Here is a 15,023-nt window from a genome sequence, read left to right on the forward strand (position 1 = left end):
CGTTAATATAATCTGGCATTAACAACTAACTTTAAGGTTCACCCGTGCAGTTACTCGATAACGAATATGATTTACTTGTCATTGGCGGTGGCATTAATGGTGCTGGTATTGCAGCAGATGCAAGTGGTAGAGGCTTGAAAGTATTATTGTGTGAGCAAGACGATTTAGCCTCAGCCACCTCATCAAACAGCAGTAAGCTTATTCATGGCGGGCTGCGCTATTTAGAGCACTATCAATTTAGGTTAGTAAAAGAAGCATTGCTAGAGCGTGAAGTGTTATTAAAAAAAGCACCGCATATTATTTGGCCGCTCTCGTTTAGGCTTCCTCATCAGTCACATTTGCGGCCGCCATGGATGATCCGCCTAGGATTATTTATTTACGACCATCTAGGAAAACGAGACACGCTACCCGCTTCCAAGTCGATTATTTTCACAAAAGACAGTGTGCTGAATGCATCAATTACACAAGGGTTTGAATATGCTGATGGCTGGGTAGATGACGCGCGTTTAGTGATCTTAAACGCCCTTGCCGCCGAACAACACGGAGCAACCATAGCAACACGTACTCGTTGTATAAAGGCACAGCGCAATATTGAACATTGGGATGTAACTCTAGCGCAACAAACGACCCAGCAGCAACTACAAATCAAAGCCAAATGCATTGTTAATGCCGCAGGCCCTTGGGTTGCTTCATTGTTTGATAATGTATTTATTCAGCCATCACCACAGCATATTCGCTTAGTCAAAGGCAGCCATATCGTGGTGCCACGTATTCATGACGAGCCATGTGCCTATATTCTCCAAAATGAAGATCAACGTATTGTTTTTGTCATTCCCTTTGAAGATGACTATTCTCTCATTGGCACTACTGATGAAGAATATACCGGCAATATTAAAGATGTAAAAATTAGCAAACAAGAAATTAGTTACTTAATCAATATTACTAATCATTACTTTAAAACTCCGATTGAAGCGACTGATATAGTACATACATTCAGTGGCGTACGGCCATTACTCGATGACCACTCAGCAGATGCTCAAGCTGTAACCCGCGATTATAAGCTGATATTAAATAATGATGATAATCAGGCTGCTTTGTTAAGTGTGTTTGGCGGAAAAATAACTACTTATCGAAAACTGGCAGAAAATGCTGTGGACAAACTCGCGCTATTTTATCCTCATATGACTGAAGCGTGGACAAAAAGCGCGCCGTTACCAGGCGGAGATTTTAGTGAAAAAGCGACGTTAATAACGCAACTACAAGTAAAATATAATTGGTTGCCTGAGTTATTATTAAATCGGCTGGTACGCTCCTATGGCACGCTAACTAATGCACTGCTAGGTAATTGCAGTGCATTGGCTGACTTAGGTTGTCATTTTGGCCATGGTCTATACGCTCAAGAAGTCGATTACCTAATTAACAAAGAGTGGGCAAAAACCAGCGATGACATATTGTGGCGCAGAACAAAGCTCGGGCTACGCTTTAGGAAAGCGCAAGTCACCGCTTTAGATAACTACTTGCGCACCTTAAATTACTAACTACACATTAAGAAGCTGCAATAAAATGCTCATTTAAGGCTGCTTTTTCAACACGAGATAAAGCTTGCTTAGCTTTAGCGGCAAAATCGTAACGTACCAGCACTGTTTTACCGATTGCGCAGCATTTATCTTGCTGCCATGCCTCTTGGCGAAGCACAAATGAGCTGCTGCCAATATGCTCTACCGATGTTTTAATACTTACTTCATGCGAGTAAAACAACTCACCTACAAACGACACCTCAATTTTAGCAATAATAAGCTTCCAATCGTGAGGATTTAAATCGGGGGTAAAAAATTTAAAAATAGGTGCACGTGCGGCTTCAAACCAAACAGGGAGTACGGTATTGTTGATGTGTCCGAGTGCATCCGTTTCGCTAAAGCGCGGCATCACTTTTTCAGTAAACATAATAATCCAATAATAATTAAACAGGTAACTCATGACGGACTTTATCCGCGTGTATGACAACGCGCTCAGTAATGACTTTTGCGATAACTTTATCACCACCTTTTCGCAAAGCCCGCATATAAAACAAGGGATGACATCAGGCGGCATAGATCTTAATAAAAAAGATAGCCACGACTTACACTTAAACAATCATCCTGAATACGCTGAGCAATTAAAACATATTCAACAAACTACTGCACAATATGTTTTTAACTACATTGAAGAACATATTTTTATAATGATTGGGGCGTTTGGTTTAAAAGTGTACCACCCCCAAACAGGACAACCTGTTGATTTAACGCAAGCTAATTTTGACGAGGTAGGTAAACCGCAATTACCTTTATTGGTACAGCAAATTTTTCGACTCGGTAATATCCAAGCGCAAAAATACGAAGTTAACAAAGGCGGCTACCCGTATTGGCATAGTGAAGTGTACCCACAGTTACACCATAACGAAGCACTGCATCGAGTATTGTTATTTATGTTTTATTTAAACGATGTTGAAGAAGGCGGTGAAACCGAGTTTTATTATCAAAATCGTAAGATAGCTCCGAAAAAAGGCACTATGGTGATTGCCCCAGGCTACTTTACTCATACTCATCGCGGTAATAAGCCAGTATCGAATGATAAATATATTTTAACGTCGTGGGTGCTATTTAACCGCGCAGAGCAAATATACGGGCAGCCACAGGCCTAAGCGGTAAGCGGTAAGCGGTAAGCGGTAAGCGGTAAGCGGTAAGCGGTAAGCGGTAAGCGGTAAGCGGTAAGCGGTAAGCGGTAAGCGGTAAGCGGTAAGCCAAAAATCTACTCAATTCAGATTTTATGTCAAGGCTTACCAAGCGCTCTGGTCGCTTAAAACTTACAGCTTATGCCTTATAGCTCTAAAGTAATTGATCAAACAAATCAAATAACTTATCTAGCTCTTCGATGGTGTTGTAGTGCATGCAACCAATGCGTACAACGCCGCCAGTATCCAATACACCCAATTGCTTGCATAAGCCCTGAGCGTAGAAGTTACCATCCCACACACATACATGTTGCTTACCTAAAAACTCAGACACCTGACGTGGCTCAAGCCCTGCAAAGGTTAAAGCAAAAGTTGGGGTACGTTCAGCTAAACGATCTAAATCATCAATACCAAATAGTTTGATCTTAGGATAGTTAACTAGTCGAGTAAGGAAGTACTCACTTAACGCCATTTCATGCTGTTTAGTTTTTGCAAAAGCAGAAGCTAATTTATCGCGGCGTGAATAGCTACCATCAAGCTCACTAATATCTGCAATGTAGTCAACAGCAGCAATTAAACCTGCGAGTGCTTCAAAGCTTTGCGTGCCGGTTTCCCAGCGCCCAGGAATAACATCTTTGGCAGGCTCGACTTTGTATGGTCTAAACTCTTCAAGGTGCTCACGCTTAGCGTACACCATACCTAAATGTGGGCCGAAAAACTTATACGCAGAGCAGGCCAAAAAATCACAATCAAGTGCTTGAACATCAATCAGCTCATGTGGCGCATAATGCACAGCATCCACATACACCAAAGCACCTACGCTATGAGCCATTTCAACAATACGTTTAATGTCGTTTATAGAGCCGGTAGTGTTTGATGCATAAGTAACGGCTACTAATTTGGTTTTAGTACTCAGTAAGCTTGTAAAATGCGCTAAATCTAAGCTGCAATCAGCTTCGTTAATCAATACAGTATTAACCTTTGCGCCTTTATCTTCTGCAGCCTGCTGCCAAGAAGATACATTTGAGAAGTGATCTGCATTGGTCACGATAATCTCATCACCCGCTTGCCAATCACGAGAAATCGCACGGCTAAAGCTAAAAGTAAGGCTAGTCATATTCGCACCGAATACAATTTGATCGCGCGATGGGGAATTAAGTAAATCAGCAGCCGCTTGGCGCGCATCAGCCATTAACTCAACGGTTTTTTCACTCGAAAAAAATGCACCGCCTAAATTCGAGTTGTAATAACCTAAATAAGCCGACATTGCACTCAAAACAGGCTGTGGTACTTGTGAGCCACCCGGGCCATCTAAAAATATTGGTGACTTACCAGCTACTTGCTGCATTAGGGCCGGAAATTGGCGGCGTAATTGTGTTAAGTTCATTGCTATTCCTTAAGCTGTCAGTACGAAGCAGTCAAGATAACCCGCTTTTGTGTCATCAATTTTATTCATCGGTGTTGCGTTATGCCAAACTTCACGGTCATTAATTAATGCAAACATACCGTCTTTAATTTCCATTTTAAAACAAGGCTCAGCTTGCTTATTTTCATACACCAACAACTCACCACCTTCTAAGTTTTCGTGAGATACACCACAAATACAAACGTGATCAAAGCCATCTTGATGAATACCTTCTGGCGCAGGCGGCGTATCACTTTCAATAGCAAGCATACGAAATTGATGAATTTCAATATCACGCTCTTCGCTAATACCGGTAATGGCACGAAACTCATTGACGATACTTTTCATCCCTTCGCTTGCCAATAAACTCGGCTCTAAATTTTCGTAAGTGCGCTCAACATTACCTTGGAAAGTATTGATTGAATCATCTTGTACAAATGCTTTTGTGGCTTGTAAAACAAGTTCATCATTTTGCACTTTAATTACTGAATAGCGGCGTTTACGAAACGCACCGTCGGCATACGGGTTAGCCGGAAGATTAGCAAACGATGGCTTAACAGCCTCAATATGAGCTTGGTTTACAAAGCGAAGTTGTAATAGGTTCTGGTTGTTTAATGCTGTCATAAAAATCTCGCCTAAAAATAAGAGGATTAACTCATAAATAATGAAGGGATTTTAATGCAAATAGAGGGGATTTTTTGCGTCTTTACTTGATTAAAGTAAGGTTAAAGTAGAATTTTAAGATCTAAAATATCATCATAATGAAATTTTAATCTAACAACAAAATGACCAATGGAATTTCTATTTATAAACATCAATAACAAAAACACTTAAAGAGTCCAACTAACCTCATATTTATTTTTCAATCTTCAACTACAAGTTCAACTTAGTCGCAGGCTGGTAAGGTAGGTTGTAGCGCCACATTCTTAATGCTCAACTAAATACGAATAATATTTCAGCATCCCTAATAAAAAAGCCTGCTAAGCAGGCTGTCATATACAAACGAGTTAAAATTAAACAGCTTGTTGAATAATCACGTTGTCTGCTTTTTTAGTGTAAGCAGGCATGCGATGGAAGTTCAAGTAACGGTATGTATCTGATGCTGTTGCATTGATCTTCGCAGCATATTCTTGATACTCAGCAGATGTTGGTAATCTACCTAAAATTGCAGCGATTGCAGCAAGTTCAGATGAAGCTAAAAATACGTTTGCACCATTACCTAAACGGTTCGGGAAGTTACGTGTAGAGGTAGACACAACTGTTGCTTGATCTGCAACACGTGCTTGGTTACCCATACATAGTGAACAACCTGGAGTTTCGATACGTGCGCCAACACGACCAAAAATACCGTAATAACCTTCTTCTGTAAGTTGGTCTTTATCCATCTTAGTTGGTGGAGCAACCCAAAGCTGAGTCGGTAATTGACCTTTAAAGCCATCAAGCAACTTACCAGCAGCACGGAAGTGACCAATGTTAGTCATACAAGAGCCGATGAATACTTCATCAATTTTCTCGCCTGCAACATCAGAAAGGAGACGCGCATCATCTGGATCATTTGGTGCACAAAGAACTGGCTCTTTAATTTCGGCTAAATCGATATCAACTATATGAGCGTACTCAGCGTCTTTATCAGCTTCCATAAGTTCTGGGTTAGCTAACCACTCTTGCATTGCTGTAACACGACGTTCAATCGTACGTACATCACCGTAACCTTCAGAGATCATCCACTTCAGCATAACAATGTTTGATTCTAGGTATTCAGAAATAGATTCTTTAGATAACTTAACAGTACAACCTGCCGCCGAACGCTCTGCAGATGCATCAGATAATTCAAATGCTTGCTCAACAGTTAGGTGCTCAACGCCTTCAATTTCTAGTACACGACCAGAGAATTCGTTAATTTTTCCTTTTTTCTCAACGGTTAATAAGCCTTGCTTAATACCGTAGTAAGGGATTGCATGTACTAGGTCACGTAATGTGATACCAGGCTGCATTTCGCCTTTAAAACGGACTAAAATTGATTCAGGCATATCAAGTGGCATTACACCAGTTGCTGCTGCGAATGCTACTGCACCCGACCCCGCTGGGAATGAAATGCCTAATGGGAAACGTGTATGTGAATCACCACCAGTACCGACGGTATCTGGTAATAACATACGGTTTAACCATGAGTGGATAATACCGTCACCTGGGCGAAGTGAAACACCGCCACGGTTCATGATGAAATCAGGAAGCGTATGGTGAGTATTTACATCAATAGGTTTAGGGTAAGCTGATGTATGACAGAAAGACTGCATTGTTAAATCTGCAGAGAAACCTAAACACGCTAAATCTTTAAGTTCATCACGCGTCATAGGACCGGTTGTATCTTGCGAACCAACAGTAGTCATTTTAGGCTCACAGTATTGACCTGGGCGAATACCTGCAACGTTACATGCTTTACCAACCATTTTTTGCGCTAGTGTGAAGCCTTTATCAGAAACTTCTGTTGCTGTTGGTACTTTAAATACATCAGTTGCACCCAAGCCAAGAGATGTACGCGCTTTGTCAGTTAAACCACGACCAATGATTAGTGGGATACGACCACCAGCACGAACTTCATCTAAAATTACCTCAGATTTAAGTTCAAAAGTAGAAATAATTTCATCAGTACCGTGACGCTTAACAACACCTTCGTAAGGGAAGATATCGATTTGCTCACCCATGTTAAGTTCATCAACATTTAATTCGATTGGTAATGCGCCTGAATCTTCCATTGTGTTGAAGAAGATTGGCGCAATTTTATTACCTAAACATACACCGCCAACACGCTTGTTTGGTACAAACGGGATATCATCGCCCATAAACCAAAGTACAGAGTTAGTTGCTGACTTACGAGAAGAGCCAGTACCAACAACATCACCTACGTAGGCAAGTGGTAAGCCTTTCGTTTTTAATTCTTCAAGTTGTGTAATTGGGCCAACCTCACCAGCTTTATCAGGTGTAATACCGTCACGTTCAATTTTTAGCATTGCTAAAGCATGCAATGGAATATCAGGACGTGACCATGCGTCTGGCGCTGGTGATAAATCATCAGTATTTGTTTCGCCAGTTACTTTGAATACCGTAACTGAGATTTTTTCAGCAACCGCAGGTTTATTGGTAAACCATTCTGCAGCAGCCCAAGATTCAATAATTTGCTTAGCGTATTCATTACCCGCTTTTGCTTTTTCTTCAACGTCATAAAATGCATCAAACATTAATAACGTATTTGCAAGACCTTTAACAACGATTGGCGCAAGCGCTTCTTCGTCAAGTAGCTCAATCATGGGGGCGATGTTGTAACCGCCAAGCATTGTGCCTAATAGTTCAGCTGCTTTTTCTTTTGAAATTAGTGGTGAAGTTGCCTCACCTTTAGCAACTGCGGCTAAAAAACCAGCTTTGATGTAAGCTGCGTCATCCACACCTGGCGGCACGCGATTTACTAATAAGTCTAAAATAAACTCTTCTTCACCTGCAGGTGGTGTTTTAACTAGCTCGATAAGATCAGCCGTTTGCTGAGCATCCAATGGCGCTGGTACGATACCTAACGCGGCACGTTCTTCTACGTGTTTACGATAATCTTCTAGCACAATATTGCCCTCTTGGTGACGTGAAAGTATTCAGTAATACGCGTTCTCGCGAAAAATTACTCAATACTTATAGTATTCTGACGATTAATTATAAAGCTTTTAAATATAGATGAAAGTCCATGCAATCAAGCAAAATTTTATACTCACTATAAATACTATGAATAGTCAAAAAGGAAAACACCATTCACATGAATGTTAATTAACTGCGAATCATTACTATTTTATTAGGCATAAAAAAACCCAGCATATTGCTGGGTTTTTAATAAATCAAATGCTATTAACGCTCAACTTTCACGCGTTCAATTGACTTAATGTGTGCTTCTACACGACGGTTTTCCGCGTGTGCAGCAGGTGTGTTGTCTGTATTTTTAAGACGCTCTTCGCCTAGACCAACAGTAGTAATACGATCTGCAGCAATGCCATCAGCAATTAGCTTAGCAGCAACTGCATCAGCACGCTTTTTAGATAACCACTTGTTGTAATCTGCTTTACCAACAGCAGAAGAATGACCTTCAAGTAATACTGTTGTATCTGTGTGCTCTTTTAAGAAGCCTGCAACTTTTTCAATACCGCTGTCATATTTGCCAGCAACAACCGACGCATTGTTAGGGAATGTTACTAACAAGCTCTTAGTTACTTCACGGTCTTCATATAGAGTACAACCTGTTCCATCAACAGCATCTGTCATTGGTGTGTTTGCACATTGGTCATCTGCATCAGGGATGTTATCACCATCGCTATCAACAGGAGCAACCGCTACAGGTACTACTGTAGCTGGAGCTGGAGCAGCTTTAACTGGCTCAGCTGCTGAACTTTGCTTACCAAATAAATAGCTAAGGCCAAGTTTAGCACCTACATCTGTGTAACCACGGTCAAGGCCTTGGTAAATAGATGTTTCAGCATTAAATGCGAAATTATCAGTGAAATAATGTTGGTAACCAGCACCCACATTAGCAAAAGTTAGGTTTTCTGTAATATCGATTTGTTTAAGACCGAAAATACCATAGAAAGGGCCGCCGTTGATGTGATAAAGACCATCAATACCTAAACGATCGCCGTCCATGCTTGTTGCGGTCATAGCTGGATTTGCATTTGAAATATCAAAATCCATATCAGCGTATTCTAAACGCGCGCTCCAGTAATCGTTAAAACGATAACCAATTTCCGCCCCCCAACCAGTTGAATCATCAACGTTAGTACCTGCGCTACCACGGATATTTTCCCATGAAGCATCGTAATAATCGCCAAAAGCACCGATAAAGAAACCTTCTTTTTCAGCCGCGAAGCTTGAAGCGCTAGTTGCAGCTAGTGCTAAAGCAATAGTAAGTGATTTTAATTTCATTGTTTCCTTCCCATTTTCACAATTAAAATTGTAGCTAAGAAACCCTAGCTCAATAAGTTTGATTACAGAGTACCGTATCTTTAGTTAATCATTACTTAACAAAAACGTTTAAATGCATATATTTTGCAATTTAAATATTTATTAGAATAAAGCGCTCTACATTATAGTTCAGATAAAAGACTTTACCTAACTTACACATACATCGATTGTCAGCATTGTAATTGCTATCACTACTATTTCAGAAACAACGTTTCCAATATATTTGGCTTTAAAAATTTAAATGCTGAAGTTAATGGATGCATTATATTGGTTAATTTTAAATCAACAAGTAGCTAAGCATATTTATTTCTTATAATTCTTAATAAATAACAGTTTTTAACTAAAGATCTGGATGAATAAGTAGCATCAATTCGTTCGTATCCGTTCAATTTACGAACAGCGACAAATAACAATAATTGATGCTATTATTATGTACCACAAAATGTTTGGTAATTAGTGTCCATATCGACAGGCGGTGAGTACCAAAATGCAGGGCTTGCCAACAATTGGTAAGGCGACCTCAAGGCCGTTAAATATTCATCTAACATGCTGCTTTCACCAGTACTTTCATACTGCTGTATTATGCTTTCAACGATATGATTACGCGGGATCAAGCGTGGGTTGGCTTGGCGCATCAGCTGATAGCTTTGCGTATTTGTTCTGGCTAACCACTTAATAGACCAACCAGCCAAGTCACTCGGAATAGCAGTCTGACCTTGCAGTGATTCTGTTAAGGAGTCAAAAGTATTGGTGTAATCAAGCTGATGAGTTTTCAGTAAAGTTAATAACTCGGATACTAATTCAGCATCACCATCTTGATGACCATCAAAGCCCAACTTTTTCGCCCACATCTGTGTAAAAGCTTGATGAAACTGCTCAGCAAAACCATTTATTAATGGGCTTAGTAGCTCAACAGCCTGCTCTTCGTCATCGCTAATTAAAGGAATTAAACTTTCAGCTAAACGTGCACAATTCCAATTAGCAATATTAGGTTGATTGCCAAAAGCATAGCGGCCTTGGCGATCAATAGAACTAAATACAGTATCAAAATCAAACTGATTCATCATTGCACAAGGGCCATAATCGATGGTCTCACCACTGACGAGCGTATTATCAGTATTCATTACTCCATGAATAAAACCAACGCGCATCCAGCTAACAATCAGGCTAACTTGCTTTTCAATCACCGCACTTAAAAATGCCAAATAACGCGCAGAGCCCGTAGAATTTATCTCAGGATAATGACGCTCAATAGCTAAATCAGCTAAATTTTTTAAACCAGCAACATCACCTTGCGCAGCTAAATACTGAAACGAACCGACACGTATATGACTACTAGCAACGCGGGTAACAATGGCTCCTTGTTGTGGTGGTTGACGGTAAACTGTTTCACCACTGGCAACAACTGCCAAACAACGTGTCGTCGGTATGCCAAGCCCGTGCATTGCCTCACTCATTATATATTCACGTACCGCAGGACCGATTGCGCAACGGCCATCACCTCCACGTGAAAATGGCGTAGCACCAGAACCTTTGAGTTGAATGTCCCAAAGCTGTTGCTGCTGATCAGTGACAGCCCCTAATAAATGTGCTCGCCCATCACCTAAACGCGGTGAAAAATGTCCAAATTGATGCCCTGAGTAACCTAATGCCACAGCAGCAACATCGCTGTTATTAAGATTACCAGAAAAAATTACCGCACGTTCTGATGTGGCAACCTCAATATTAAGCTGCCTAGCTAACGTATCGTTCCACAGCAGTAAGTTTGGAGCAATAACAGCACTTGGCTGATCCGCCACAGCAAAATCATCAGCAATCTGGGTGTAACGAGCAACTAATTTCATAGTATTCCTTAGGCTTGGGTTGTTTGTATGCCAACGCGATTATCGCCCACGCTGTATGCAACTAACAAACTGAGCTCTTGTAGGCTTAATCCGCTTTGTTGCTGCAGTTCATTAAAAAAATGTTGAGCGCTGGTAAGTGACTTTTTAGTTTGTAAACCGCCATCAATTATTTTGTGAGCACGGAGATAACTTTCTACATCACGCGATAATAAAAAAGTGTCTTTCCCTAAGGTTCGCAATGCATAAGGGCCAGTGTTACCACCTAAACGCGCCCCATGCTTTTTTAAATACCCCCACAAACCAATAATATCGTCGCTCGGCCAATCTGCAATAAACTGACTAAAACTGCCATGTTCACTTGCCACTTCATGGATCATATACGCATTTTCTGGGATCGTTTGCACTTTTTTAAAGTTACGAACGATTCGCTCATCGGTGGCTTTTTGCTCAAGCATATCTGGCGGCATCATTAATAATTTAGCCACACTAAAATCCCAAAATACTTCCCGAAAACCTGGCCATTTATTGTTGATCACTGACCAATAAAAACCACTTTGAAAAATTTTGCGGGTAAACTCTTCAAGCCATGCATCATCAGGTAAAGCAGTTAATTGCTTTGCATTTTGAGGGGCAACAAGTAATTGCTGTAACATTACTTCGCTACCTTTTCGCTGTGCCGCTCGTTGATATATATCTTGAAATTTTTCCATTACTCACTACCACTGCTTGTTATTACGCTTACTGTAACGCTATTTACGTTGTAAAAAAATGTCAGGAGCACATTGCAGCTAAAAATAAACTTAAAAATATCCAGCCTTGACACCTAGACGGCTAAAATGCTTTAATCTTTCGCATTACCCCTATTAAAGGTGTGAGTTTTAAACGATAAAACTTACACCATGGGCTAGAAGAGGTGCGTTATTCAGGTAACGTATGTGAGGAGCACACACTCCAGTGATCATACGTGAGGGGAATTAACGCCGAGAAGTAACACTTTTTGTGAAGTTTTACTTCGGGCGACTGGGTTGAATCCCAGCGACTGTCACCAATAACAGCTTGGCTGTTAAAATATTTGGTGGAGAGCTTCTGGTCTTAGCGTAATAAGGCCATAGCGCCCTATTATATTAAGCCCATTCGCTCTTCGAATTATTCGTTCGAACGACGTTAATGTGGCTCCAATCATAAAAGCTTATTAACTCCTCGAATCACTTATAAGTTCGTGAGAGATGATCAATAACTTCAATTTAAATGACTACCCTTTGTGGACGGCACTCGTCACGCCATTTACTGACGCTGGTGAAGTCGACTATGCCACTCTTGATCAGTTAGTTGCACAGCAGCAAGTGGCTAACAATGGTATTTTATTACTTGGTAGCACTGGCGAAGGCCTCGCACTAACACTCAAAGAGCAACAAGCGATTGTTGAACACGTGTGCCAATTAACGCCAACAGTACCACTGATGGTTGCAGTAGGCGGTATAAACCTAAAGCAACAAATTGCCTGGGTTGAATACTGTAATCAGTTACCCATTCATAGCTATTTACTGGGCACTCCCCTATACGCTAAGCCCGGCGTAGTAGGCCAAACACATTGGTTTGAAAGCTTACTTAATACCAGTAAACATCCTTGCATGCTTTATAACGTACCAGGGCGCAGTGCTGTTGATATTCCATCGGCCGTAATTAGCAACTTGAAAGACCATAAAAACTTGTGGGCACTCAAAGAAGCCAGTGGCGACATTGCTAAATTTGAAGGTTTTAGAAAAGTCGCACCTAATTTAGCTATTTTTAGCGGTGACGATGCACTGATGCCTTACTTTGCCCAGGCTGGCGCAAAAGGTTTAGTCTCTGTGGCTGCTAATGCATGGCCTGTGCAAACCCATGAGTTTGTAAAACGAAGTCTCAGCGGTCAACACCCCAATTTATTTGCCGACTGGTCACAAGCCATTCAAAGCTTGTTTGCTGTCGCAAACCCTATCCCCGTCAAAGTATTGATGCATTTACAAGGGCGAATTAACAGCCCGTACTTACGTCCACCTTTGACGCATCTTGAGTTAACGCAAACTGATTGTATTAACAACGCAAACAACACCATTTTATCTTGGCATTAAATACAGGTTTTTATAATGAGCTGGTTAGAACTACTAAATAATTTAGAATCGGGCGCAGTGCGCGCAGCAACACAAGACGACAACGGCCAATGGCATGCTAACGTTGCAGTAAAACAAGGTATTTTAGAAGCGTTTAAAAATGGCACTAATACCGAATTTCTAGGTGGCTTTGTTGATAAACACAATTTAGCACCACAAGGTTTTGCAGCCGATGCTGGAGTGCGTATGGTACCTGGTGGCTCAAGCGTTCGCCGTGGCGCACACGTTGCTAAGGGCACGATTATTATGCCACCAGCATATGTAAACATTGGTGCGTTTATCGATGAAGGCACTATGGTTGATAGCCACGCGTTAGTGGGGTCGTGTGCGCAAGTAGGTAAAAATGTACATTTAAGCGCTGCAGTACAACTAGGCGGTGTACTTGAACCTATTGGTGCAAGCCCGGTGGTGGTAGAAGACGATGCATTCATCGGTGCAGGTTGCGTGATTGTTGAAGGCGTAGTAGTGAAAAAAGGCGCGGTGCTCGCACCAGGTGTACGCTTATCAGCAACTATTCCAGTTTATGACTGTGTTAATGAGCGCCAGCTGGCTAAAGGCGAGCCTATTCCTGAATACGCGATTGTTATTCCAGGCTCTCGTCCAGCTTCTAATACTTGGGCCCGCGAGCAAGGATTAAGTATGTCGTGTGCATTAATTGTAAAATACCGTGATGAACAAAGTGATGCATCATTGCTGCTTGAAGAGGTTTTACGTTAATGAGCTTTTTGAGCACGCCAGTTAAAACCGCCATTGATGAGCTATCAACTACGCTTGATACACCATTTTTTATTTACGACCTTGATACATTAAACGCACACTTAACGCGATTAGTGGCGCAAACTGAGGTAAAACTGTGGTATGCCGTAAAAGCTAATCCATTATCTAAAGTCATTCAAAGCTTAGATAACGTGGGTTTTAACTTTGATGTAGCAAGTAAAGGCGAACTTGAGCAAGTTCTGGCACAAGGTATTAACAGCGAGCGCGTGCTCAATACAGGGCCTGCCAAAAGCCCAAAACAAATTAAACACTTTATTGCGCGCGGCGTACGTACCTTTGTTGCCGAAAGCCTTAATCAAGTACGCTGGCTTAACGAGCAAGCAAGCTTACAAAACTGCCAGTTACAGGTATTACTGCGAGTGCAATTACGCTGGCCTGAAGGAGAAAAAAACCCACTTGGTGGCGATAGCCTTACTCCATTTGGTTTAGGTTGCGATGAATGGCAAGCGCTAAATACTAGCGACTACCCAGCGCTTAGCTTTGATGGCCTGCATATTTTTCAATGGGGCAACATGCTCAGCAGCGACAAGCTAGCTGAACTTTGGTCACAAATGATTGCACCGCTAACAAAGCTTGCCAACGACTTAGGTATTCACTTAAAAGTACTCGACTTAGGCGGTGGTTTAGGTATTCCTTACACTCTTGATGCACCAACCTTAAGTTGGGATGCGCTCATTGATGCATTAGCTGACATTAAGAATGCCGCAGGCGTACAAGAACTCTGGATGGAGCTTGGCCGTTATGCTGTGGGCGAATGCGGTCATTACGCAACACCTGTCGTTGAGCGAAAACTTAACTATGCCCAACAACAAGTGATCTTAAGCGGCGGTATTAATCATTTATTGCGCCCTGCAGTCACCAGCCAAGATTTCCCGGCACGATTATTACGAGACTCAACTGCTGCATACCAAACTATGAGCTTATATGGGCCATTATGTACAGCACTTGATTGCTTAGGTGAACACCAATTACCTAGTGATTTAAATGAGCAAGACTGGCTGGTGTTTAGCCAATGTGGCGCGTACGGCTTTACCGAAAGTATGCCGTATTTTTTATGTCATGAGCTAGCCGCTGAATACACATTACAAAATGGCGAGCTTAACTGTATTCGCACAGCTGAAGATGCCAGCTACTACTTAAGGTAA

12 protein-coding genes and 1 riboswitch are annotated in these 15,023 nt (G+C 41.5%); of the genes, 5 read left to right on the forward strand and 7 right to left on the reverse strand.

Features of this window, described 5'->3' with window-relative positions:
- Nucleotides 1–44: 44 nt before the first annotated feature.
- Nucleotides 45–1,538 carry a glycerol-3-phosphate dehydrogenase gene (gene glpD, locus PVK79_RS22865; protein ID WP_257324934.1) on the forward strand — a complete coding sequence of 498 codons (1,494 nt, stop codon included), beginning with the start codon at nt 45–47 and terminating at the stop codon, nt 1,536–1,538.
- A gap of 7 nt (nt 1,539–1,545) precedes the next feature.
- Here the strand turns inward: glpD and PVK79_RS22870 are convergent, their stop codons facing one another.
- Complete coding sequence (locus PVK79_RS22870; RefSeq protein WP_145238012.1) at nt 1,546–1,944, reverse strand: acyl-CoA thioesterase; 399 nt, start codon at nt 1,942–1,944, stop codon at nt 1,546–1,548.
- 31 nt (nt 1,945–1,975) lie between these two features.
- Between PVK79_RS22870 and PVK79_RS22875 the strand changes: the two genes are divergently transcribed.
- The gene (locus PVK79_RS22875; protein ID WP_145238009.1) at nt 1,976–2,680 is read left to right on the forward strand and encodes a 2OG-Fe(II) oxygenase; all 705 of its coding nucleotides are present in this window, start codon (nt 1,976–1,978) and stop codon (nt 2,678–2,680) included.
- Nucleotides 2,681–2,864: 184 nt separating this feature from the next.
- Here PVK79_RS22875 and PVK79_RS22880 read toward each other — a convergent pair whose 3' ends face one another.
- The 6 genes from PVK79_RS22880 to PVK79_RS22905 form a co-directional block, all read right to left on the reverse strand.
- Nucleotides 2,865–4,097, reverse strand: coding sequence for a cysteine desulfurase-like protein (locus PVK79_RS22880; RefSeq protein WP_257324938.1), 1,233 nt, complete (start codon nt 4,095–4,097; stop codon nt 2,865–2,867).
- Between the two features lie 9 nt (nt 4,098–4,106).
- Nucleotides 4,107–4,739, reverse strand: a complete 633-nt coding sequence (locus tag PVK79_RS22885; RefSeq protein ID WP_145238003.1) for a 2OG-Fe dioxygenase family protein — start codon at nt 4,737–4,739, stop codon at nt 4,107–4,109.
- Between the two features lie 389 nt (nt 4,740–5,128).
- Complete coding sequence (acnB, locus tag PVK79_RS22890; protein WP_149980473.1) at nt 5,129–7,726, reverse strand: bifunctional aconitate hydratase 2/2-methylisocitrate dehydratase; 2,598 nt, start codon at nt 7,724–7,726, stop codon at nt 5,129–5,131.
- A 277-nt stretch (nt 7,727–8,003) separates the two neighbouring features.
- A complete protein-coding gene (locus tag PVK79_RS22895) occupies nt 8,004–9,068 on the reverse strand; it encodes an OmpA family protein (RefSeq protein ID WP_257324941.1) in 1,065 nt (354 codons plus the stop codon).
- Nucleotides 9,069–9,535: 467 nt separating this feature from the next.
- Nucleotides 9,536–10,951, reverse strand: coding sequence for a protein adenylyltransferase SelO (locus tag PVK79_RS22900; protein WP_257324942.1), 1,416 nt, complete (start codon nt 10,949–10,951; stop codon nt 9,536–9,538).
- Between the two features lie 8 nt (nt 10,952–10,959).
- Nucleotides 10,960–11,661, reverse strand: coding sequence for a DNA-3-methyladenine glycosylase I (locus tag PVK79_RS22905; protein WP_257324944.1), 702 nt, complete (start codon nt 11,659–11,661; stop codon nt 10,960–10,962).
- A gap of 190 nt (nt 11,662–11,851) precedes the next feature.
- Nucleotides 11,852–12,045, forward strand: a riboswitch (Lysine riboswitch).
- Nucleotides 12,046–12,177: 132 nt separating this feature from the next.
- Between PVK79_RS22905 and dapA the strand changes: the two genes are divergently transcribed.
- Genes dapA through PVK79_RS22920 form a run of 3 tightly spaced genes read left to right on the forward strand, consistent with a single transcriptional unit; the run spans nt 12,178 to nt 15,023 of the window.
- Nucleotides 12,178–13,062, forward strand: a complete 885-nt coding sequence (dapA, locus tag PVK79_RS22910; RefSeq protein ID WP_145237988.1) for a 4-hydroxy-tetrahydrodipicolinate synthase — start codon at nt 12,178–12,180, stop codon at nt 13,060–13,062.
- Nucleotides 13,063–13,077: 15 nt separating this feature from the next.
- Nucleotides 13,078–13,818, forward strand: a complete 741-nt coding sequence (locus PVK79_RS22915; RefSeq protein WP_257324946.1) for a 2,3,4,5-tetrahydropyridine-2,6-dicarboxylate N-succinyltransferase — start codon at nt 13,078–13,080, stop codon at nt 13,816–13,818.
- Nucleotides 13,818–15,023 (forward strand): PLP-dependent decarboxylase, encoded by a 1,206-nt coding sequence (locus PVK79_RS22920; protein ID WP_182732355.1) that lies wholly within the window; start codon nt 13,818–13,820, stop codon nt 15,021–15,023. The genes PVK79_RS22915 and PVK79_RS22920 overlap by 1 nt, the downstream gene beginning before the upstream one ends.

Origin of the sequence: Pseudoalteromonas rhizosphaerae (assembly GCF_028885455.1) — a bacterium.
GTDB classification, from domain to species: Bacteria; Pseudomonadota; Gammaproteobacteria; order Enterobacterales; family Alteromonadaceae; genus Pseudoalteromonas; species Pseudoalteromonas rhizosphaerae.